The sequence below is a fragment of the Mesorhizobium sp. P170090 genome, assembly GCF_057786115.1.
In genome coordinates this window covers 1981710-2004780 of record NZ_JBYNWH010000001.1, presented here as the reverse complement: position 1 = coordinate 2004780, position 23071 = coordinate 1981710, and the positions used below count along the sequence as shown (strand labels likewise).

Annotated in this window: 20 protein-coding genes; 10 read left to right on the top strand and 10 right to left on the bottom strand. The window is 61.0% G+C overall.

The annotated features are described in order from the left end of the window. Positions 1-9: 9 nt before the first annotated feature. The 3 genes from AC3EML_RS09590 to bluB all read right to left on the bottom strand — a co-directional run bounded on the left by AC3EML_RS09590 (position 10) and on the right by bluB (position 4038). A complete protein-coding gene (locus AC3EML_RS09590) occupies positions 10-264 on the bottom strand; it encodes a helix-turn-helix domain-containing protein (RefSeq protein WP_031197535.1) in 255 nt (84 codons plus the stop codon). Between the two features lie 452 nt (positions 265-716). Beyond that, entirely contained in the window at positions 717-2537 is a 1821-nt protein-coding gene (glmS, locus tag AC3EML_RS09585) for a glutamine--fructose-6-phosphate transaminase (isomerizing) (protein ID WP_352522165.1), read from the bottom strand. Between the two features lie 865 nt (positions 2538-3402). Continuing rightward, positions 3403-4038: a 5,6-dimethylbenzimidazole synthase gene (gene bluB / locus AC3EML_RS09580; RefSeq protein ID WP_023808081.1), complete on the bottom strand. Its 636-nt coding sequence runs from the start codon at positions 4036-4038 to the stop codon at positions 3403-3405. Positions 4039-6500: 2462 nt separating this feature from the next. Between bluB and AC3EML_RS09575 the strand changes: the two genes are divergently transcribed. Beyond that, complete coding sequence (locus AC3EML_RS09575; protein ID WP_023731597.1) at positions 6501-7256, top strand: Crp/Fnr family transcriptional regulator; 756 nt, start codon at positions 6501-6503, stop codon at positions 7254-7256. 539 nt (positions 7257-7795) lie between these two features. Here the strand turns inward: AC3EML_RS09575 and AC3EML_RS09570 are convergent. The 7 genes from AC3EML_RS09570 to panB form a co-directional block, all read right to left on the bottom strand. Further along, positions 7796-8770, bottom strand: coding sequence for a hypothetical protein (locus AC3EML_RS09570; RefSeq protein ID WP_023708080.1), 975 nt, complete (start codon positions 8768-8770; stop codon positions 7796-7798). A gap of 170 nt (positions 8771-8940) precedes the next feature. Further along, positions 8941-9351, bottom strand: coding sequence for a DUF2285 domain-containing protein (locus tag AC3EML_RS09565; protein ID WP_023673629.1), 411 nt, complete (start codon positions 9349-9351; stop codon positions 8941-8943). Between the two features lie 58 nt (positions 9352-9409). Further along, positions 9410-9784, bottom strand: coding sequence for a transcriptional regulator domain-containing protein (locus AC3EML_RS09560; RefSeq protein ID WP_352461172.1), 375 nt, complete (start codon positions 9782-9784; stop codon positions 9410-9412). A gap of 22 nt (positions 9785-9806) precedes the next feature. Further along, complete coding sequence (locus AC3EML_RS09555) at positions 9807-10439, bottom strand: acyl-homoserine-lactone synthase (RefSeq protein ID WP_352522164.1); 633 nt, start codon at positions 10437-10439, stop codon at positions 9807-9809. Between the two features lie 92 nt (positions 10440-10531). Beyond that, the gene (locus tag AC3EML_RS09550) at positions 10532-11257 is read right to left on the bottom strand and encodes a LuxR family transcriptional regulator (RefSeq protein WP_352461170.1); all 726 of its coding nucleotides are present in this window, start codon (positions 11255-11257) and stop codon (positions 10532-10534) included. A gap of 93 nt (positions 11258-11350) precedes the next feature. Beyond that, the gene (gene panC, locus AC3EML_RS09545; protein WP_023808077.1) at positions 11351-12214 is read right to left on the bottom strand and encodes a pantoate--beta-alanine ligase; all 864 of its coding nucleotides are present in this window, start codon (positions 12212-12214) and stop codon (positions 11351-11353) included. Continuing rightward, positions 12211-13071, bottom strand: coding sequence for a 3-methyl-2-oxobutanoate hydroxymethyltransferase (gene panB / locus AC3EML_RS09540; protein WP_023707031.1), 861 nt, complete (start codon positions 13069-13071; stop codon positions 12211-12213). Before panB ends, panC begins: the two co-directional genes overlap by 4 nt. A 162-nt stretch (positions 13072-13233) precedes the next feature. Between panB and AC3EML_RS09535 the strand changes: the two genes are divergently transcribed. The 9 genes from AC3EML_RS09535 to AC3EML_RS09495 all read left to right on the top strand — a co-directional run bounded on the left by AC3EML_RS09535 (position 13234) and on the right by AC3EML_RS09495 (position 22767). Continuing rightward, positions 13234-14202, top strand: coding sequence for an NUDIX hydrolase (locus AC3EML_RS09535; RefSeq protein WP_023807054.1), 969 nt, complete (start codon positions 13234-13236; stop codon positions 14200-14202). A 67-nt stretch (positions 14203-14269) separates the two neighbouring features. After that, a complete protein-coding gene (gene nadA, locus AC3EML_RS09530) occupies positions 14270-15244 on the top strand; it encodes a quinolinate synthase NadA (protein ID WP_352522163.1) in 975 nt (324 codons plus the stop codon). Next, positions 15241-16782 (top strand): L-aspartate oxidase, encoded by a 1542-nt coding sequence (locus tag AC3EML_RS09525; protein WP_352522162.1) that lies wholly within the window; start codon positions 15241-15243, stop codon positions 16780-16782. Before nadA ends, AC3EML_RS09525 begins: the two co-directional genes overlap by 4 nt. Then, entirely contained in the window at positions 16782-17636 is an 855-nt protein-coding gene (nadC, locus tag AC3EML_RS09520) for a carboxylating nicotinate-nucleotide diphosphorylase (RefSeq protein ID WP_023807057.1), read from the top strand. Before AC3EML_RS09525 ends, nadC begins: the two co-directional genes overlap by 1 nt. Before the next feature lie 98 nt (positions 17637-17734). Further along, the gene (bioB, locus tag AC3EML_RS09515) at positions 17735-18742 is read left to right on the top strand and encodes a biotin synthase BioB (protein WP_488376753.1); all 1008 of its coding nucleotides are present in this window, start codon (positions 17735-17737) and stop codon (positions 18740-18742) included. Beyond that, positions 18739-19890, top strand: coding sequence for an 8-amino-7-oxononanoate synthase (locus tag AC3EML_RS09510; RefSeq protein WP_352445632.1), 1152 nt, complete (start codon positions 18739-18741; stop codon positions 19888-19890). The genes bioB and AC3EML_RS09510 overlap by 4 nt, the downstream gene beginning before the upstream one ends. Then, on the top strand, positions 19887-20522 hold the full coding sequence (bioD, locus tag AC3EML_RS09505) for a dethiobiotin synthase (RefSeq protein ID WP_352447895.1): 636 nt from the start codon (positions 19887-19889) through the stop codon (positions 20520-20522). The genes AC3EML_RS09510 and bioD overlap by 4 nt, the downstream gene beginning before the upstream one ends. Further along, positions 20522-21787 carry an adenosylmethionine--8-amino-7-oxononanoate transaminase gene (locus AC3EML_RS09500; RefSeq protein ID WP_352522160.1) on the top strand — a complete coding sequence of 422 codons (1266 nt, stop codon included), beginning with the start codon at positions 20522-20524 and terminating at the stop codon, positions 21785-21787. Before bioD ends, AC3EML_RS09500 begins: the two co-directional genes overlap by 1 nt. Then, on the top strand, positions 21784-22767 hold the full coding sequence (locus AC3EML_RS09495) for a beta-ketoacyl-ACP synthase III (RefSeq protein WP_352445627.1): 984 nt from the start codon (positions 21784-21786) through the stop codon (positions 22765-22767). The genes AC3EML_RS09500 and AC3EML_RS09495 overlap by 4 nt, the downstream gene beginning before the upstream one ends. Positions 22768-23071 lie beyond the last annotated feature (304 nt).

Genomic DNA, 23071 nt, shown 5'->3' with positions numbered 1-23071 from the left:
TCCGACTGATCAGGCGGCGTCCGAAATGTCCAACTCCGACTCAAGAATTCCCACAGGTATGGAAAGCGATTTCGCTATCCGATCCCGATAGCCCTTGCTGTACCTCAGACCTCGCTCGATGTTTTGGATTTCCTCAGCGGCCAGCCCGCACGCGACCGCCAGGTCGTCGATCGAATATCCAAGGTGCTCGCGATAAGCGCGGACGATGTGGGTTCCCTGGGACATAGCCGTCAAGACTGGTTCGGGAATGCGCGAATCCTTCATAGACATCTCCAAGAACTGGGAGCTCCCTCGGAGATTCCTCCCCGCGGCGCACACCTAGCAAATAAAAAAAATGGTCGTCCATTCGGCCGAACCGGCCTCCTGCATGGGATGGGCCGCTGAACTGGCCGGGCCGGAATATGGCGGCTCACCTGCTTCTGATCAAGTATCAAGGCTACCCGTGCTGAGAGCCTGGTCGGCGTAGCGCATGCGACCTGCGATCCTTCGTAGAACATTCTCGCCGATGGCTTTCTTGAACAGCAACTCGAACTTTCGGCACGGACACTGCCAGCTTCGGCAATCTCCACCGGCGAGGCAGCGAAAGACCCGCTCGTAACCGCTACCGAGTTTCGCAATTGCAGCAAACAATGGTCATCTGGTTTGATCCGGGCTTCGGATCCAGACAAGGGGTACCGCTTTCCTGGAGGCGCATCGCCACCTGTACAGGTTCACAATCATTCGACCGTGACCGATTTTGCGAGATTGCGCGGCTGGTCTACATCCGTCCCCATGAAGAGCGCCGTGTGGTAGGCTAGAAGCTGTATCGGGAGCGAGAAGATCATTGGCGCGATAATCTCGTCGACAACCGGCAGCACGAGCGTGTGCATGGTTTCGAGTTTCGATACGGCTGCCCCTTTTTCATCGGTGATGAGGATAATCCGCCCTCCACGGGCAGCCACTTCCTGCATGTTGGAAACGGTCTTGTCGAAAAGACGGTCATGGGGCGCGATGACGATCACTGGCATGTTCTCGTCTATCAATGCGATCGGCCCGTGCTTCAATTCACCCGCTGCATAGCCCTCGGCATGGATGTAGGAAATCTCCTTGAGCTTCAGCGCACCTTCCATCGCTAGCGGGAAACTGGTGCCACGGCCGAGATACAGGACGTCACGACACTTTGACAGTTCGCGCGACAAGAACTCGATTTCCGGCTGGATGCTCTCGAGTACGTGGCCCATCACGCGCGGCAATTCGGCGAGGCTCCTGACGAGCCACTGCAGCTCGTCTTCGGGGACGGTCCCGCGGGCTCTGGCCGCGCCGATGGCGAGTGCTGCTAGAACGGCAAGCTGGCAGGTAAAAGCCTTGGTAGAGGCGACGCCGATCTCCGGTCCGGCAAGGATCGGGAAAACCGTATCGGCCTCCCGAGCGATGGTCGATTCGCAGGCATTGACGATAGCGCCAATTTTCAGCCCACGCTCCTTGCAGTACCTCAATGACGCAAGCGTATCGGCGGTTTCGCCGGACTGCGAGATGAAAAGAGCCGCCGACTGCGGCGGCAACGGGATCTCGCGGTAACGGAATTCGGACGCAACGTCGATTTCAACCGTCAGGCGCGCATAGCGCTCGAACCAGTATTTTCCGATCAGTCCGGCGAAATAGGCGGTCCCGCAGGCAGAGATCGCCAAGCTCGGGACCTTGGCGAAATCAATGCCAGGAACCATGTCGCGACTGTCTATGATGTTAATGTAATGACGGAGAGCATGGGCGATGACCTCGGGCTGCTCGTAAATCTCCTTCTCCATGAAGTGGCGATGGTTGCCCTTGTTGGCCAGATCGGCCGCGGCCGTGGAGATATGGCGCGGACGCTCGACGGGACGGCCGTCGATATCGAAGATATGGGCGCCCGAATTGCCGACGACGGCCCAGTCGCCGTCGATGAGATAGGTAATTTCATTGGTGAAAGGAGCAAGGGCGATCGCGTCGGAGCCCAGGAACATCTCGCCGTCGCCGTGACCGATCGCGAGCGGTGGTCCGTTGCGCGCCGCCGTGATGGTCGTCGGTTCATCTTCGAAGAGGATGGCAAGCGCATAGGCGCCCTTGACGCGTTTCAGCATGGCACGCGTGGCCTCTTGCGGCCTCATGCCCTCTCGGCGGTATCTTGCCAAGAGATGCCCAACGACCTCGGTGTCGGTGTCGGTCTGGAACTCGGCGCCATCCGCCGCCAATTCGTCCTTCAGCTCGGTGAAATTCTCGATGATGCCGTTATGGACTACGGCGACACCGTCGCTAAAGTGCGGGTGCGCATTGCGTTCGGTCGAGGCCCCGTGGGTTGCCCAACGCGTGTGGCCGATGCCGACGTTGCCGCTCAGCGGCTCTTCCTTCAGTCGCGTCTCGAGATTGACGAGCTTGCCCTCGGCGCGCCGGCGGTGCAAGGCACCCTCGATGATCGTCGCAACGCCGGCGGAATCATAGCCGCGATATTCCAAACCCTTCAACGCGCCGATCAACCGATCCGACACCGGCTGTTGCCCAACGATGCCAACAATCCCGCACATGTTCGTCTCCGCATCTTTGCGGGCAGCACCAGCCCACGCGAGACGGATACCCGTCCGGCCGCTCTAAGTGGCGGCCTTGTAGTAGTAATCCATAATATTGGTAAAATTGATTGTTGTGATAACTACCATCCACCCGATGGATAGGTCGGCCGCTGTGGGGCCACGACCCAAACTTCTATTCGCGCCTGACGCTCTTATGAGGATCGCAAACTCACACCCGCGGCAGGATCACGGCCTCAGAAAGGCCAGGAGGCCTTGGACAGTGGACGGACGACGGGCCTGCGGGTAGGAGCATTGTGCCGCCGACTTGGGCATCGGCGATGGTCTGTCTTGGCGACAGCCTGAGTTCGCTTCAGGACCGTCGTCGTCTCGCGCGGCTGCCGGTGTCAGTTGACGATAACAAAATGTCCGCCGGGGGCGAGCGCCTCGCGCACGGCACGTGCCAGCCGCGGTCGGTCCGGGACGCCGTCGAAGGCGTTGGCCGTGAAGACGAAGTCGACGGGGCGTGACACCAGAGTAGCGAGTTCATAGCGCATAGCCGGCGACGAATTCGCAATTGGTCGCGCCGGCGCCGGTCAGCCGGCGCTGCGCGGCCTCCAGCTGGTCGGCGTAGTGCGACGACATGGCGGGCGATTGTGGCGATCGGCACAGCCGCCCCGCAACAGAGGTCGACCACCTCCAAGCCCGGCTTCAGCCCGGTCGTCGCAAGCGCCATCTTCGCTGCGGTCGCGCTTGTCATGCTGCTCTTTCCTAGCCTTTGCAAGAACACGAACCTCGGCTTCGGTCGGAATGGCAACGTGGCGAAGGGCGACCCGATCTGCGTCAAGCTCATCGCCACGGAAGAGGCGAATGATAGGCAGCCCCACTACCGCCTGATCACCACCGGCGGCCGCCGATGTTCCCAGCATTCGCGTTCCAAGGTCGGCATGTCGTGCTCCTCGCTGGCATAGCCGAGGCAGAAATAGCCGATCAGCGTCCATTCGGGCGGCGTGTCGAGAATTTGGGCCATCTCGGTCGCATCGAGGATCGACACCCAGCCCATGCCGATGCCCTCCGCCCGCGCCGCCACCCACAGTGTGTGCACTGCCATGACGGCCGAATAGTCGATGGTCGCCGCCATGGTCATGCGACCGAGCCCATGGCCTTGTCGGGTCGTGTGGTCGGCGAAGACCGCGAATTGACAGGGCGCCTCGTCGAGCCCGGCAAGCTTCAGCCGGGCATAGAGTGCGGCGCGCTCTCCCGAAAAGCGCGTGAGCGCCTCGGCATTGCAGCGCTCGAAGCAGTCTCTCACGGCAGTGCGCCGCTTGAGGCTCTCGACCACTACGAAGCGCCAGGGCTGGCTGAGGCCAACGGAGGGCGCAATGCTGGCGAGCTCGAGCAGGCGTTCCAGCGTACCCTCTGGCAGAGCCGTTGGCTCGAAGCGCCGCACATCCCTGCGCCAGCGCAGCAGCGTGATCAGCCCGGAGCGAAAATCGTCGGTGAAATCTGGAGGTGACGGCATGGCGGTCTCGTTAGGTATGGATTGGGCACTAGGGAGTACAGTGTGGACAGCCTCTGCCTATTGCCAAGCTGGCTTGTTGCGTCCGACAATCGCGTCATGCGACCCCAACCGCAAACGATAGAAAAATCTTTCCTGGTGGGCGGCGCTATTACGATGCAATCGACCAAGCCAGTTTCGATCAGCTCGCAGGGCGGTAAATCGTGTACCAGGCCGTTGCTAAATGCGCCATTGACACTCAGGCGCACCCGTATCGCTCACCAAGCCTCGGAACGAGGAGAACGTCGGCCTGGAACGCGGAGACGGCGACAGGCGTCTCAGCTTGCATATACTCGTTCCTACAGCACCGCCTGCAACTCAGTTTGCTTCCGACCACGACCGGCCTCGACGTCCCCGAAGATTCCCAGGTCATTCGGCAGATACCATCGTCTGACGTCATAGCGCCGCAGCGGACAGCACCAGCTGCCCAATTTCATTTGGGGCATCGCTGAGCTTCCAGTCGCCACCGCAATTTCGTCTTCCAGCAGCGTCAGGCATGACCCAAAATTGGAGCTCATCCCTCTCACGGTCAATTCGCGCTTGAATTACATGTTCTACTTTCGTTCACTGTTCGGACGACACATTAGAAAGAGCTGGAATGGAACCTATCATCAGCCCTACGACAGCCGCCAAAGGCGGCCGCTGTTCAAGCCCGCCGAAAAGTTTGGATGCCGTTCACAAGGGGAAAGCATTGGTGGGACCATGCCGGAACCATCTACCTCTTTGTTCTTCTCGGAGAAACATCGCCCGGGCCAGTGGTCTCTCGGAGAGTAAAAATAACTGACGCGCATCAGGGCTCGCGCATGTGGAACGCGATGAGCATCCCCAGTTACTGGCACATTCTACAATCAGCTACCAACTGACAAACGTATGGCAGGAGACGGATGAGACGTGGACGGTGTTCGACCGTCGTACCGCAGAGTCGCCATGTCGCATTTAGAAGGTCCTAACATTTGATGCAAATGGCTGGGAACGTTGCTCACCCTCAACTCGGAGGTGACCGTTGCCATAAACAGCGGATGGGCTGGTGCCGTCATGAAGTTGGAGGGCGACTTGCCTCCTCTAGCCGTTTTCGCAACCTATTCCGTCGCCGTCTCGGTCAAGATCATAGATATCGGTGCCCACGACAGAGACCGGCCCGTGTACGTATGCGGGACCATTGCCCTTTCCGGAGGAACAGTCGACATCGCTGGCGATTGGAACACAGGCGCCTGTGTAGTTAGGGTCGCAGGATTCTTGGCCATGAGCGCTGCTGATGAAGGACGCCAGACCCAGAGCGACCGCGCCTAGAAGACCAAACCCCATCAAATACCCGCCAGCTAACACCCAAGAAATCTTAGCGGGCATTTTAGCTCCACGCAATATTAGCGCTGGCTTGGGCGCCTATATATCACCACCAAGCTCCAAAGAGATGAGTTATTGCCCGACTGCAATGATCAAGATCGCGTTGAGGGTCGCGCGATGGCGGGCTACTTGATTTCGGTTTGGCAGATGCGCGGCCAAAGACCGACGCGTGCTGCCAGGCATATGCATCTGCGGCGGGGTTTGACTTTTGATATTGCGAGGCAGGAAGGTCGCTTGCTGTACAGAGGAGCTTATTGCCGAGGTCGAGAATCTTAGTGCCGATCGATGGTAGTGCATCCACATCAGTCTGATTTTCGACAGCCGTCGTCGAGCCGGAGTGCGCATCTCCCTCTGCGGTGAGGCCTCCGTAAGCGTCTGCGACGACCGACAGAGTCGACAAGCACGCGCTTCGTTCAGCCCCCCGAGGTGATCATGGCTGAAAGCGGTCCTACAAGGGCGGGCGATGTTAGCCGTCAAGGCCGACAAAAGGCAAACGCTGTGGGATCGTGTGCAGGGCGAGGTCGGCGTCCCGGTCCCGAAGGAGCATAAGAAGGACAAGGCGGAATGGCTGAAGCCGGGACTGGTCGGCCGGGTCAGGAGGTCGAAGAGCGAAGAGAAGCTGCGCCACGCAAGGCTACCGGATTTCTGGGAGGATAACCAAAGAGCGCGGTCAGTCTTGGGTATATTGTACGATTGTTACCCAAGCGGCGGCCGGCATGGAACTCTCATCCTCGTGGAGCTAGGGTTGTGCTATGGCACAGCCCTTTCAATCCGCCCCAATGAGCGCTTCATTTCAGATGATCGTGGACCACTATGAGACAGCGGTTTCACTCCAGGAGCGCATTGTAACTCGCGCTCGACAAGTCGGCTTGGCGACCAAAAGCGATGACGAATTTCTGAAGCATCTGAATGCCGCGTTAGAGCGGGTGCGCCAAAGCTTGGCTCGGGCCGATCAATGCAATTAATTAAGAATGGGACATCCGCGGTCGGCAGGCATACAGTGTGCCATCGACGGCAACTCTAAGGGCGTCCGTCGGCTGTGAGCGATCAACATGCTTCCGCCCCAATAGGGAGAGGGAGCTATGACAGACTCCAGTTCACAAACTCACACTGCCGCGCAACGCGACACCGGCCAAAATTCGATCTATCGCAATTCGCTGCTGCTACGAATGTGCTCGGCAGATTTGGCATTGCTGCAACCTCATTTCGAAAGCGTCTCCCTTGGGCTGAAGACGCATCTCGAAGTGGCGGGGTCACCAATCAGCACCGTGTACTTCTTCGAGAGCGGTCTCGGGTCAGTGGTGGGCGAGCTGCGGCCTGGTATCGAAGCTGAGATCGGAATCATTGGTTGTGAGGGCATGACCGGCTCAGCGCTTATCATGGGCGATGACCGGTCAACGCACGATTGTTACGTCCAATTAGAAGCCCGAGCCTTTGTTATCGACGCGGGCCTCTTCACCAAGGCGCTTCTGACAAGCCCAACCTTGCGAACCTTTCTGCTCCGCTACGTTCACTACTTTCACCTCCAGGCAAGCTTCACCGCGCTCAGCAATGCCCGGATGAACATAGTCGACAGGCTCTCAAGATGGCTGGTGATGTGTGATGATCGCGTCGACGGGAACAGCTTTGCGATTACGCACGAGTTCTTATCAGTTATGCTCGGTGTCAGGCGGCCCGGCGTCACCATAGCGCTGCAAACCTTGGAGGGCCAAGGTCTGATACGCTCAATGCGAGGAGAGGTAGTCATTCTTGATCGCGCGCGTCTAATTGCGCTGGCAGATGGGTCATATGGCAGGGCTGAAGCCGAATACGCTCGGCTAGTCGGCAAACTGCATTGATCGCAGGCGCCGCGGCGTCCGTAGCGCCGCGACGGTGATCGCCAACGAATGTGCTCGACAGGAGATGGTCGATCTCCTGCATTGGAGTCACGTAAGCCGCCTAGACAGAGCCTTCACCGCCGACGTTGCCGAGCATCGGGATCCAAGACGAAGCTGTCATGCCGGCACCGCTGCATGCGCCCCGCGAGGAACAAACCGCCCCTCGCCTTCGTTCAGGATCCCGAAGCACGATACGGCTGTGCACCACCTTCCGGCCACTCAAAGAGAGACCCGAGACGACTTGGTCCGTAAAGGAGGTTTTCGAAGAGCATCTGAGGCTTCGCGCGGCAGGCGATATCGAGGAGGATCTCTTGGGCGCACTGCCATCTAACCTCGATTAAACAGGCACTGATGCGCTGGCTGGAGCAATGGCGAGACTCATTGCACCAGCCAAGTTCAGGGCATGTGCAGACAACCGCTTTTGGCCCGGAACAGATCGATTGGCGGCATAGCCTTATCTTTCCCTCACAACGGGAAGGCTGTTTCGGGACTTTTCGAAATCAGCGGATCACAGGCTCGCCATGGAAGCGGCGGCGCGATGGAGGAGAAACGCCGAAGCCAACTTCCATCATCAGCCGTGGCCTGTGCGACGGCACGGTGCCCATATGGAACCCGAACGGATCCTCGACGAAACCGAAACCGGCCTTGCCGGTCAGCGTGACCGGACTCTGCTTGCCGTAGACGTCCAGAATCTCTTGCGCTGGATGGCCGACGACAAGCGTAAATTGGTGCTTGAGGGCGCGGCGATCATGGCTGCCGCGAACATAGATATGCGGGCCGGTCCCCTCGTCGACGGGCACCAGATAGAAAAAGAACTTCAGCATCCGCCAGTCGTCCAGGTCGAAGTGGTATTTGCCGAGAGAAGCCAGGTTCTTGTCCGCGTCCGACGCCTGGCCGGTCGGGAAGCTCCACCAGACGCGCGTCGTGATCAGCGTCGCCTGGCCGCCGAGATAGTGCGCCGCGATATCCATGAGCAGCGGATCGTTTTGGATGGCAACGGCCGACTTACAGCCCAGAATGCGCTCGAAATAATGGCCGCTGAGCAACGGACGGCCAAATCGCGCCTCAGCCTCCGCATGCTCCGCCGGCATGAACTCGAGTCGGCGATCGAAATTGCCGAAACAAGGTGTGCACCTGGCGAATGCGGCTACATCTTCAGCCACCATTGCAGGCAGGACAAGGCCGGGAAAAAGCCCATCCATCCGCAGCGCGTCGACAACGTCGTGGCAATTGACACCGGCAAACATCGTGTCCTGGGCTCTTTGCGGCCTTCGGACCGGCTTTGCACCACGCCAGTGCATTCTCCGTGCCGGCATGGTGCGCGCCAACATGAACATGGGCAGCCACGCCGGGTTCTCGCGAATATCCGACAGGTAGGTCGGAATGCGTACGGCTATGCGACGCAGCATGCTGCCGTTTCGCGCGATTGTCTCAAGGCTTGCAGCGCCGGCTTTGTCGGAGTTCATAACGGTCATCGGGGTCCTCAGGTCATGAATGCACTTATCGACGAAGTTGGGTCCCGGTGTTTCGCCGAAACCCGATTCGCCGCGGAAGAACTAGGCGCTTGCCACGTTTTGTGCAACGCACCATTGCAGTGAGAAAATGGAGGTTGCGCGTTCGTATAAGACAATCGCAACCACTCCAATTACCTCAGGAACTGTCTGTAGCCGCCGCCCATCAGGTAGCGGCCGCGTTGGATGGCGCGACGTACCTGATCGCGAAGATGGCCGCCTGGATGACGCCAATCTTCTTCGACACGGCGTCTCCCGAACAAGGCAATGGCGACCTCCTGATGAGATGCTCCCGCCAGCGAGCCATCCAAAGCCTGCAGTACAATACGCAGACGCGCTCCGCGGTGTTCCGGCGGAAAGCAAGCAGCTGACACGCGGCGGCAATCATTGATGTCGTTCAGGAACTGAAGGGCAGCGACATGGAACTTGAGGTGCTGCGGCTGAAGGATCGCGTCGACATATAGCCGCAACGGGCGCAGGACGGACGCACCGGAAACGGCGATCTGCAGACTCCGGCAGTTCTCCCTCAGCAGCACGTGCTGCATGCCCGCAGCTGTCAGCAGGATGTCCTTGCAGCATGAGAGCGAAGAAAGGTGAAGCGGTTCAAAATCGTGGTCGAGCCCCAGCGGCTCCGCGGCCGCTCGTAGAATACAGGCGCAATCGCGCGGATCCCAAAAGACCCTCGCCGATGTAGCGTCCGACTGTGGCGCGTCCGCGAAAAAGGAGGCTCCATTGTCTTAGGAAAGCTGATTCTGTCGTCAACTCGATTATCTTCATGTCGGCCTGGGTTCCGACGAAGCAGGCGGACGGTGCCATTTTGGCGTGGTCGCGCTGGAATTGTGGATTGCGCCGAAGAAACTCCCAGGCCCAGCCAGTGCGTGGCAATCGTCTGGCGTAGTGGTAAGCGTCCTGGCGACGCCAGTCCGGCCAGCATACAAGGCCGACCGTCGCTTCCTTGGGCAAACCAGCATCCTTCATGGCACAGGTGTCCACAATGGCGCTATGCTGACGGGCCTAGAACCGGTTGCCACAGTACCGGTCCGCTCAGACGTCCCCTGCTGCGGATGCGCAAAAGGCTCGCGTGGGAAATCTCGAGAAACCCAGCCACCGCCTCCGTTTTGCCGACGCACTTGGGTTCTCCGATGCGCGACAATGGCCACGTAGCAAGGCGGAGGATCCGCTCCATGCGCGTGTCCGTCACCGTTACGATCCGGGTCAGATCCTTGGCCAAGCCGAACTCGATCATGCCCGCGAAGAGCTCGTAGGTCGCCTGAGCCAGCCCGCCCGCTGCCTTGGGCGCCGACGGAGGAAGATCGAGCGCGAAACGACTGCTCTCCCATATGTCGCTGGTCGAGGGCACGACGTCAGCACCCAGCAGCACCGGGAAGGTGTCGCGCAACATTGTGGGTCCGGTGCTGGGCAAAAGACGCACGCAACCGCGAATTCGCCAGTCGGATCCTTTGAGGAGCAGATAGACAGGCTTGAGAGCATCAAACGGATCGGATTCCATCTGGTCTTCGGTATCAACTTCCCAATCGAGCCTTTCCTTGAACACCCGAAACCTGAGCCCGTGCATCTCTTTGAGCTCGCCTGCAAAATCACTGTAAAAGTCTGGTGCTATCAGTTGCATCATGGTCGCCTCCATGTGGGATGTGTTCCCGCCATCGAAGGGCAAAGCTGACAGCGATGCAGCCTGTAGAGGTTTACAGGTATCGTGGCTGAGAATCAGGATCTCGTCGGGCCGGAGGCAGCCATTCGTGCAACGGCTTGGTTGATCGTTCGAACGCCAAACTTTGCCTTGGCGTTTTCCAGATGAAAGGTCACGGTGCGCTTTGAGACGCCGAGAAGCTGGCTAGTATCCCAAGCCGACTTGCCGCGCGCCGCCCATTTCAGACACTCGAACTCCCGCGGGGTGAGCGTTACACCATCCACCACGCGATGATCGGCGAGCCTTCGCCGGACATGGATATGAAAGTTGATGGCCACCAGCTGCAATGCTTTTTCGTAACGTGCCAGTGACCGCAACAGAGGCGGACGGGACTCGTCGGAAGCAAAGGTCAGGGCAGCAAACCGGCCGAGATGATCATGCATGGACATCGTCAGGCCGCCGCAGATGCCAAACTCAGCCGCACTCTCTAGAATTTGTTGCTGCGAATTCGGCAGACCGTGCCGAGCGCGATCCACACCCCAATCGAATGTATCCCAGCCTTGCAGCCCGCGCAGGATGACCGGATCGAGACTGTGGTACCGCTGTTGCAGATAACGTGACGTCCAGGATGAAGGATAGTTTGAAATCAATTGGGGGGCGTCGCCGGAGGCTGACGGGTAGGTGAAATAGGCGAATAGCGGGAAGTCGAAGCCGGCTGCAGCGGAGGCCATTGCCTCACAGAGATCGGCAGCATCAACACTTGCAGACAGTTGCTCGACGAAGTTCTCAAACACGCGATGCATGTGTCCTGTGCGTAACCTCCGTAACGCTCAATGCCAGGCAGAGACCTTGTTTTAGATGATCCCGGACGAATACGGCGCGTGCCGAGAACGTGGCTAATCTGTTGAACCAATCCGAAATAGTCTGACGTTGTCTATGAGCCGTGTGCCGCCGAGCCAGGCGGCGGCAAGCAACCGTGCCGGTCGATCGAGGCTTGTTATCGGCTGCAGATCTGCCTCATCGCGAAGTTCCAGGTATTCGACCTCGCGATAGCCTGCAGTCAGAATTGCTGCGCGAGATTCTGCAAGCGTTGGCATGATGGGTGAGCCGCGCTCAAGCCGCTCAGCCGTCTTGAGCAGGACTGATGATAGCTTGGGAGCAACAGCGCGTTCCGCTGGCGAGAGCCGCACATTGCGCGATGATAGCGCAAGACCGTCGGCTTCACGGACTGTCGGACAGGCAACAATGGTGATTGGAATATCGAGATCCCGGGCCATGCGCCTGACCAGGTGAATTTGCTGAAAGTCCTTTTCGCCAAAGAAGCCGAAGTCAGCGCTGGTCTGCAGGAAGAGCTTGGCGACGACGGTCGCCACGCCGTCGAAATGCCCCGGCCGGAATGTACCGCACAGGCCTTCGCTGACACCGCAAACCGAAACGGTGGTGGCGAAGCCCGCCGGATACATCTCCTCTGCATCTGGCGCATAAAGCAGGTGCGCGCCAACCGGTGCCAGTTTGGCGGCATCCTCGTTCTCGGTGCGGGGATACGCGGCAAGATCGGCCTGGCTGTTGAATTGCTTCGGGTTGACGAAGAGCGTCACTATCACACGGTCTGCCTTCTCGAGTGCAGCGCGCACCAGGCTGAGATGGCCCTCATGCAGGACGCCCATCGTTGGCACCAGGGCTATCCTCACACCTTCGCAGCGCCATGCGGCGACGCTTTCGCGAAGCTGGTCAACGCTCCTGACGATCGGCACGCTCACGCTGCTTCTCCGCTCTTGGTGGCGTCCGTGTCGGCGGGCTTGGGCGCATCGGCAAACACGTGCTCTGCGGCGGGAAACTGGCGCTCCTTCACCTCGCGCGCATAGGAAGCGATCGCAGCCGCAGCCGCCTCCCGGAGTTCAGCATAGCGCTTGACGAACTTGGGCCGGAAGTCGCCGAAGAGGCCCAGCATGTCGTCCACGACGAGAATCTGGCCGTCACAGGCTGCCGAGGCACCGATGCCAATGGTCGGGGTCGCCACCTCCTTGGTGATCCGGCGGGCGAGCGCCTCAGGAACCTTCTCCAGGACGACAGCAAAGGCGCCCGCTTCGCCCACCGCAATTGCGTCGCGCCTGATGCGCTCGGCATCCCCGCCCCTGCCCTGTACGCGGTAGCCACCGATGGTGTTGATGGCCTGCGGCGTCAATCCGACATGGGCCATGACGGGCACGCCGCGTGCGGCGAGGAAGCCGATCGTCTCTGCCATCGCTTCGCCGCCTTCGAGCTTGACGGCCGTGCAGCCGGTCTCGGCCATGACGCGCGCGGCATTGCGGAAAGCCTGCTCTGGGCTTTCCTCGTAGGAACCGAACGGCAGGTCGACCACCATCAGCGCCTGCTTGATGCCACGGCGCACCGCCTGGCCGTGCGTGATCATCATCTCCAGCGTGACACCGAGCGTCGAGGGCAGGCCGTGGAGAACCATGCCGACGCTGTCGCCGACCAGCACCACATCACAATGGGGATCGACAAGCCGGGCGACTGGGGTGGTGTAGGCGGTAAGGCAGACGAGCGGCGTCCCACCTTTGCGCGAACGAATATCCGGCGGTGTGATCGCCCTGGTGTCACCATAAGCGCTCATGGGACCCTCCTTCCCCTACGTTACCAGCTGCGGCTGTCGCCTTTGGCACATTTTTGTGCAGGTGCGAAGAGCAAAAAAATGGCCATGCAGCTGCGGGGTGTTGACGTGCCAATTGGCACGCTTACACTAAATCGATTAAGGTGCCCCCGAGCTGGCCGAATAATGGACGATCAGGCAATAGGACTCAGGAAACACAGAGCCGCCGGCAAGGCCGACAACGTCAAAGTGGACTTGATCGCCTTTGTGGTCGCCGTAAACGGCAGTCAACCCTGTGTCCTCACCATCGGCCAGGCGGACACCTTGCCCTCCGGTCCCTTTGCGCTTGAGCACCGATCGCTGCAATCCGGCTTGAGGGGGTGGGTCGAGCAGCAAACCGGCCATCGGCTGGGGTACATTGAGCAACTCTACACGTTCGCGGATCGGGATCGCATCGGCGCCGAGCGCCAGCAGCGCGTCATCTCCATCAGCTATCTCGCATTGACGCGCAAGGAACAGGCAGCGGGCTCGCCCAAGTGCGGATGGCAGAGTTGGTATGAATATTTTCCATGGGAGGACCACCGCTCCGGCACGCCTGCGGTCGTGCTGGACGTTCTGCGGCCGCGCCTGATCGAATGGGCAAACGGCGTTGGCGATTCGGCCACGCGACGTGAACGCTGGCAGCGGGCGACGATAGCCTTTGGCTTCGACGACCGCCTTTGGAACGAGGAACTCACGCTTCAACGCTATGAGTTAGTCTACGAAGCAGGCCTGGTCCAAGAGGCCGTAAGAGGGCGGGACGCAGGACCCCCGCCGCTGGTGCCCAGCAAGTCCATGGTCGCCGATCATCGCCGCATCGTGGCGACCGGCATTGCGCGGCTGCGCTCCAAGATCAAATACCGCCCAGTCGTCTTTGAGCTGATGCCGCCGGTCTTCACGCTTTTGCAGCTGCAGCGAACCGTGGAGGCGCTCGCCGGCAGGCTCATCCACAAGCCGAACTTTCGCCGACTGATCGAACAGCAGGAGCTGGTCGAGGAGACCGGAGAGGCCACCACTGAGACCGGCGGCCGGCCAGCGAAGCTTTTCCGTTTCCGCCACGCCGTTCTCGACGATAGGCTCATCGCCGGGACAAAATTGCCGCTGGCGCGGGGTTGACATCCCTTATACTCACAGCAAGTATATGCTGGTTATTTTCAATTAGAGTATAAGCGGGAGGGGGTCGATGGGCGCCATGCTGCCTACGGCCGCGTTGCTCTACGAGCGCGTCCGACGAGTGATCCCGCCGATCGAATGGCCGGCTTTCGCCGAGGATATCGAGGCGATCCTTGCGCTGAAGCGCGAGCGCAACGCGATCATCCTGGCGCACAACTATCAGACGCCCGAGATCTTCCACTGCGTGGCCGACATCGTCGGCGACAGCTTGGCACTAGCCCGCAGGGCTGCGACGGTCGAGGCGCAAGTCATCGTGCTGGCCGGCGTCCATTTCATGGCCGAAACGGCCAAGCTCCTTAATCCGGACAAGACCGTGCTCATTCCGGATCTCAGCGCCGGTTGCTCGTTGGCGGAATCAATCACGGCAGAAGACGTGCGCTTGATGCGCCAGCGTTATCCCGGCGTTCCGATCATTACTTATGTAAACACGTCGGCCGAAGTGAAAGCCGAGTCGGATATCTGCTGTACATCCGGCAACGCCAAGGCGGTCGTCGAATCCCTTGGGGTTCTCCGGGTGATCATGTTGCCGGACGAATATCTGGCCCAGAATATCGCCGCCCAGACCGATGTGCAGATCATCGCCTGGAAAGGGCATTGCGAGGTGCATGAGCGCTTTACACCGGCCGACATCCGCGAGTTGCGCGAAAGCCATCCCGGCGTGGTCGTGCTCGCCCATCCCGAATGCCCGCCCGGCGTCGTGGCTGAAGCAGATTTTTCCGGCTCGACGGCTGCCATGTCCGACTATGTCGAAAGGCAAAGGCCGCCACGTGTCGTGCTGATGACGGAATGCTCAATGAGCGACAACGTCGCGTTAGCGCACCCAGAGGTCGAGTTCATCCGGCCCTGCAATTTGTGCCCGCATATGAAGCGGATCACGCTTGCCAACATCCGCACGGCGCTCGAGCAGAACCACCATGTCGTAACCGTCGAACCCGGGATCGCCGGGCGCGCGCGGCTAGCGGTCGAACGGATGCTGGCAGTTTGAGCGCCGACCTCCGCAGCTTCTTCGGGCGGCCCATCATCATCGGCGGCGGCATCGCCGGACTGATGACCGCGCTTCAACTGTCGCCGGAGCCGGTGCTTCTTCTGTCAAGGTCGCTGCTGGGAGCTGACAACTCGAGCACCTGGGCCCAGGGGGGCCTGGCTGCAAGTTTCGGCGAAGACGACGATCCGGCAATGCACCTGGCCGATACGGTTGCCGCAGGGGATGGTCTCTGCGACAGAGACGTGGCGAGCCGCATCCTCCAAGCCGCGCCCAAGGCCATAGAGGGGCTTGCGGGCTTTGGGGTTCGCTTTGACCGCACGCCGGAAGGATCACTGTGCCTCGGATTGGAGGCCGCACACAGCCGACGTCGCATCGTTCATGCGCATGGGGACGGCACCGGGCGTGAGATCATGCGTGCGCTGATCGCGGCTGTGCGTTCCACTCCGTCGATAGTTGTCGTGGAGGGCGTGGAAGCGCGCCGGCTCGCCGTGCGAGAGAATGCGATCCGAGGCGTCTGGGCGAGCTGTTCGATCGCACCATTCTTCTTCGGCTCACGGCGGGTCGTCCTCGCCACCGGTGGCATCGGGGGACTGTTTCTCGACACCACGAACCCTTGGGGCAGTTGCGGACAAGGTCTTTCGCTTGCGGCCCGCGCTGGAGCTGTCCTAGCCGACCTCGAATTCATCCAGTTCCACCCGACCGCCCTTGACGGCCCAGAACGCCCTATGGCGCTGGTCAGCGAGGCTGTGCGAGGCGAAGGTGCTGCCCTGATCGATGAAACCGGCCAGGCTTTTCTCCAGAGCGTGCCAGGGGCGGAACTTGCGCCTCGCGATGTCTTGGCCCGCGCCGTGTGGAACCATCTTGCGGACGGCCACCATGTTTTTCTCGATGCCCGACAACGGCCAGGCCCGGCATTCGCTCGACATTTCCCGACAATCGCATCAGCCTGCCTTGGAGCGGGCATCAATCCCGCGCGCGATCTCATCCCCATTCGTCCGGCCCAACACTACCACATGGGTGGCGTTGCCGTGGACTGCTCGGGCAGGACCTCCGTCAAGGGGCTGTGGGCCTGCGGCGAAGTCGCTTCGACAGGACTGCATGGCGCCAACAGGCTCGCCAGCAATTCCTTGACCGAGGCAATCGTGTGCGCCCGCTGGGTCGCTGAAAGCGTCGCCGGAACGCCTGCGCGCAGAACAAGGCCTGCGTTTGCGAACGTCTACCCACCGCCCGCTCCGATAGCCGTGCGCGTTTTTCTGTCGCGCGCACTCGGCATCGTCCGGGATGGTCAAGGGTTGAAAGCAGCCGCGCGTGCCTTATTGCCGCTCGCCGAAAGCAAGGATGCGGTCTCGGATCCGGCGGCTGTCGGGCTAATGATTGCTGTTGCCGCCTTGTTGCGCGAAGAAAGCCGCGGCGCTCATTACCGGACAGATTTTCCTCATCATGCGACTGCCGCCCGACGGTCCGAAATCACGCTCGAAGCCGCCTTGGCGGCTGCGCGGGAACTCGGACACTCGCCAAGCTCCGAAGGTGCAAAGTGATGATGCTCTCACCGCTCCCCACTGTCCTGCTTGAGCCGCTTGTCCGGGCATCTCTTCTTGAAGACCTCGGCAGAGCCGGCGACTTGACCACGGACGCCATCGTCCCGAAGGAATACCAAGCGGGAACCGTGTTGGTGGCGCGACAGTCCGGAGTTGTCGCCGGCATCGATCTGGCGATGCTCGCTTTCGGCATGATTGATCCTGGTGTCGAAATCTCCGTGGAGCGGGCAGACGGCTGCAATGTCGTGGATGGAGAGGTCATTGCATCAGTGGTTGGCCCGGCCCGAGCCATTCTCACAGCGGAAAGGACGGCACTCAATTTTTTGTGCCATCTGAGCGGCATCGCCACAGCAACGGCATCGATCGTCGCTGCGGTTCGTGGATATGGCGCGAAGATCGTCTGCACCCGCAAGACAACGCCCGGATTGCGGGCAGTCGAAAAGTATGCCGTGCGCGCAGGTGGCGGGTCCAATCACCGCTTCGGCCTGGACGATGCAATTTTGATCAAGGACAACCACATCGCCATCGCAGGCGGCGTCCGGCCAGCGCTCGAGCGAGCACGAAGAGCGGCCGGTCATCTCGTCAAGATCGAAGTCGAAGTCGATACTCTGGCCCAGTTGGAGGAGGTACTTGGCTTCGCTCCCGATGCGGTTCTGCTCGACAACATGTCCCTCCCCGATCTTCGCCGCGCCGTCGCAATGGTCGGTGGCCGCGCTATCACCGAGGCTTCTGGCGGGATCACGTCGCATACAGCGCGAGCGGTTGCCGCGACCGGCGTTGATCTGATTTCGGTCGGCCGACTCATCCACAGCGCGCCGATCCTGGATATCGGCCTCGACCATCGGGGCTCATGATTGTCTGAGTAACGAACAGGATTGGGTCAACTGTCCTTTCCGATCATCATAGTCAGATAGCAAAGACCCGCAAGTCATACCGGAGGAACAGCATGGAGATGCAAACGGCAAGTTCAACGCAGACATCGCCACCGGCTCAATCCCCTGACCCGCCTGACCCTGGAGCGTGGACCTTGGAGAAGGCTCAGGCACTTTTCCATGCCCCCTTCAACAATCTCCTCTTCTTGGCGCAAACGGTGCACCGCCAGAATTTCGATCCAAACAAGGTCCAGCTCAGCCGGCTGCTCAGCATCAAGACCGGAGGATGCCCGGAGGATTGTGGCTATTGCAGCCAGTCGGCGCGTCACGAAACCGGGTTGGAGGCGTCCAAGCTGATGGAAGTCAGGCGCGTCATCGCCGAAGCGACCAAGGCGCGTGATGCCGGCGCCACCCGTTATTGCATGGGCGCGGCCTGGCGAAACCCCAAGGCGCGCGACATGGATGCGGTGGTGGCGATGGTCGAAGGCGTCAAGGCGCTGGGCCTGGAGACCTGCATGACACTCGGCATGCTCGATCTTGAGCAAGCCGTGCGACTGAAGCAGGCGGGTCTCGACTACTACAACCACAACATCGATACGTCAGAACGCTACTATAGCGAGATCATCGGTACGCGGAGCTTTGCCGAGCGGCTCGAGACGCTCGAGCACGTTCGCAAATCCGGCATCAAGGTCTGCTGTGGAGGCATTGTCGGCATGGGCGAGGAGCCGGTGGACCGGATCGACATGCTGGTGACGCTGGCCAATCTGCCGGAACATCCGCAAAGCGTTCCGATCAACATGCTGATCCCGATCGCCGGCACGCCGCTTGCAGACGCCAAGCCCATTGAGCCGATCGAATTCGTGCGCGTGATCGCGCTGGCGCGCATCATGATGCCGAAATCGCATGTCCGTCTGTCCGCCGGCCGCACCGCGATGACCGACGAGATGCAGGCGCTGTGCTTTTTTGCCGGCGCCAACTCAATCTTCTTCGGCGACACGCTGCTGACGGCGGACAATCCAGGTGAGGACAAGGATACCCTGCTGTTCCGGCGCCTTGGCATCGATCCGATGGAACTCGAGGCGCAATGAACGGGGCGCCTCTTGCCCGTTATGATGCGACCTTGCAGGGCCTAGCGCGCAAGGACCGGCTGCGGACGCTTTCGCCCCGCGCCGGGCTGGACTTTTCGTCGAACGACTATCTCGGGCTGGCCGCGTCCAGAAGACTTGGCGATGCGGTTGTGGCGGCGATTGCGCGGGGCACGCCGGTTGGCGCCACCGGGTCCCGGCTGTTGCGCGGCAATGCACCGGAACACGAGCAGCTCGAGGCAGACGCGGCGGCATTCTTTGGAGCCGACCGCGCGCTGTTCTTCGGCAGCGGCTACATCGCCAACTTCGCTCTGCTGAGCGCCCTGCCGCAGAAGGGCGATCTTTTGGTCCTCGATGAGCTCGCCCATGCCAGCATGCATGAGGGTGCGCAGGCCGGGCGCGCACAGTTCGTGCTGGCCGCGCACAACGACGCCACCGCTGTCGAGGATGCGATTACACGTTGGCGCGTCGCAGGCGGCATGGGATGCGTCTGGATCGCGGTGGAAAGCCTTTACAGCATGGATGGCGACTGCGCGCCTTTGGAGAGCCTGGTCGCGCTTGCCGATCGGCACGGCGCATTCATCGTCATTGATGAGGCGCATGCCACCGGCGTCTGGGGACCGGACGGCCGGGGGCTCGCCGCCGCTTTCGAGGGCCGCGACAACATCATAGTGCTCCACACCTGCGGCAAGGCGCTCGGCGCATCTGGTGGGCTCGTGACCGGGCCGAGGGCACTGTGCGAATATCTGATCAACCGTTGCCGGCCATTCATCTACGCGACCGCGCCATCGCCACTGATGGCGGTCGTGGCGCGCGAGGCACTCGCAATGCTGGCCGACGAGCCTATGCGGCGTGTTCAGCTGCATGAACGCGTCGCCAGCGCCGGCCGGTTGGTCAATCGCTGGGGTGTGACACCAAGTGGCTCTCAGATCCAGCCCTTAGTAATCGGCGATGTCAGGCGCACCATGGCAGTGGCGGCGCGCCTGCAGGCCCGCGGCTTCGACATACGCGGCGTTCGTCCTCCGACCGTGCCCGAGGGCACGTCGCGGCTGCGCATCTCACTGACGCTCAATATTGGCGAAGCCGACATTTCCGCCATGGTCGAGGCGCTGGTCGAGGTGTTGGCCCAAACATCACCGGAGGCGATATGACCCAACGCATTGTCATCACCGGAACGGATACCGGAGTTGGCAAGACCGTGTTTGCGGCTGGGCTCGCCGGTTTGCTGGACGGCTTTTACTGGAAACCGGTGCAATCGGGCCTCGACGGCGAGACCGACAGCGAGGTGGTCGCGCGGCTTGCCGGCTTGCCCTCAGAGCGCGTGCTGCCGGAAGCCTACCGCTTGCGGAGCCCGCTGTCGCCGCATCGTTCGGCCGAGATCGACGGCGTGGCGATCAAGGCTGCCGATCTTGCTTTTCCCGTCCTACCGACGCCGCTCGTCATCGAAGGCTCCGGCGGCCTGATGGTGCCGCTCAACCGGCGCACAAGGTTCATCGACATCTTCGCTGAATGGCGGCTGCCCGTTATTCTGTGCGCCCGCACCACGCTCGGCACCATCAACCACACCTTGCTCTCGGTCGAGGCGCTCCGCGCCCGCTCCATCCCGTTGGCGGGCATCGCTTTCATCGGCGATGAGATGGCCGATACGCAACGGACCATCGTGGAATTCAGCGGTGCGCCGCAGCTCGGCAGGCTGCCGCACCTGGATGTGCTGACGGGCAAAACACTGAGGGACGCAATGGTTGCCGGCTTCGCCTTCGCCTCGATTGCTGGAGGTGACTGATGTCGCGGTCTCATGTGTGGCATCCCTTCACCCAGCACGCGCTCGAGCCTGCGATCCCAGAAATCGTCCTGACTGAGGGCGCCTATCTCCACAGGGCCGACGGCGCCCGCATCCTGGACGCCATCTCCTCCTGGTGGGTCGTCACACATGGCCATCGTCATCCCCGGATCATGAAGGCAATCGAGACAACCGCGTCGAGCCTCGACCAGATTATCTTTGCGGGCTTCACGCACGAGCCGGCAGAGCGCTTGGCCAAGGCGCTTGTCGGCCTCGCTCCCGCTGGACTCGACTGGGTGTTCTATTCCGACAGTGGCTCGACCTCAGTCGAAGTCGCGCTGAAGATGGCGCTCGGTTATTTCCGCAACATCGGCGCGCCGCGCTCGCGCATCGTCGTCATGGAGCACAGCTATCATGGTGACACGATCGGAACGATGAGCGTCGGTGCGCGTGGCGTGTTCAACGCCACCTACGAACCCTTGCTGTTCGAGGTCGACATCATCCCCTTTCCGGCCGCGGGGCACGAGCAGGAGACGCTGGATCGTTTCCAGGCTGTGACCCGCGATCGACGAGCCGCAGCCTTGATCGTCGAGCCGCTGGTGCTGGGCGCCGGCGGCATGCTGATGTATCCAGCATCGGTTCTGGCCGAATTGAAGAAGATCACTGAGGCCTCCGGCACGCTGCTGATCGCCGACGAGGTGATGACCGGCTGGGGACGCACCGGAACCATGTTCGCCTGCGAGCAGGCATCGATTTCTCCAGATATCCTGTGCACCTCCAAAGGCTTGACCGGCGGCACCATCCCGCTGGCCGTAACGCTTGTCACCGATGCCATCTTCCGGGCGCACTATTCCGAGGACCGGAAGAAGACGTTTTTCCATTCGAGCTCCTACACCGCCAATCCGATTGCCTGTGCGGCAGCACTCGCCAATGTCGAGATCTGGCGCGACGAGCCAGTGGCCGAGCGGATCACGGCCTTGAGCGTGATGCAGGCCGTCGGGCTGCAACGCTTTCGGGACAATCCATATTTTGCCGGCTGTCGAGCCACGGGAACGATCGCGGCGCTCGACCTGCGAACCGGTTCCGCAGGTTATCTCGCCGAGATTGGTCCGAAGCTGCGCGCTTTCTTCCTCGAGCGCGGCCTGCTTGTGCGCCCGCTCGGCAATGTCCTCTACCTTCTGCCACCCTATTGCATCGCAGACGACGAGCTCGAACGAGTCTATGACGCCATCGAGGAGGCCGGGGAACGCTTCGGGTCCAGGCCATGAGCAAGTCGTCGCGCATTCTCGGACTTGGCCATCACGTGCCTGGGCGCAAGGTGGCCAATGCCGAGATCGAGAGCAATCTCGGCCTCGAGCCGGGCTGGATCGAAAGGCGTACCGGAATCCGTTCGCGCTTCTGGGCAACGGACGAAGACACGCTGTCGGGTCTTGCCACCCGGGCTGGCGACATGGCGCTGGTGAACGCCGGTATTGCGCGCCACGACATCGGTCTGCTGTTGCTTGCCACCTCGACGCCCGACCATCTTCTGCCGCCCAGCGCGCCGCTGGTCGCACACAAGCTTGGCCTTGGCCGCGCAGGCGCGGTCGATCTGACCGGCGCCTGCGCTGGCTTCATCTATGCGCTCATGTTTGCGGACGGGTTCACCCGCCTGCATGGCAAACCAGCGCTGGTCATCGCCGCCAACATTCTCAGCCGCCGCATCAATCCAGCCGAGCGCGCGAGCTCAGTCTTGTTCGCCGATGCCGCCGGCGCCCTGGTGATCGGTCAGTGCGATGATGCTGATCGGGGCATTCTCGGTGCCTCGGTGGCTTCGGACGGCTCGCGCTACGGGCTGATCCAGATTCCCGCAGGAGGAAGCAACACGCCGTTCCATGGCGACCTCGACCTCGGGCAGACCCGGATGACGATGACCGACGGGCCCGAAATATTCGCAAAGGCCGTCGAGATGATGACCGATTGCTCGACAACCGCGCTAGCCGCTGCGGGAGTGCGGCCACACAATGTCGGCCGGTTTGTGCCGCATCAGGCCAATACTCGGATTTTCGGCGCGGTCGGAAGAAACCTCGGCATTGCTGACCAAGCAATTGTCAAGACGATTGCCGAATACGGCAACTCTTCGGCCGCGACGGTCCCGCTGTCGCTCTCGCTCGCCAACCAGATGAAGCCATTCCAGCCAGGAGAGAAAATCCTTCTGGCGGCGGCCGGTGCGGGTCTCAGCGGCGGCGCTCTCGTGGTTGGAATCTAGTCGGCCGGCTCACGCGCGCAGGACTGGTCATGAATGGCAATAGGTGCAACAGAACCAATGCCAAAATGGCCTTCTGAAGCTCGACATGACCAAGCTGACGCAGCACGACCCGTGCGAGCCTCTGGATGAGTTCAAATGCAACACCCGTTGCACCAACCGTACCATCTGAATAAAGCTCAATTACAAAGGGTGAGCCGCCCCATATATGTCGGATACCCGACATTGTTCACATAAAAAGGCTCGATGCTTACACGCTCTTTTCTGGCTGCTCTTTGCTGTCTTCTCTTTTCTCTTTGCTCTTTGC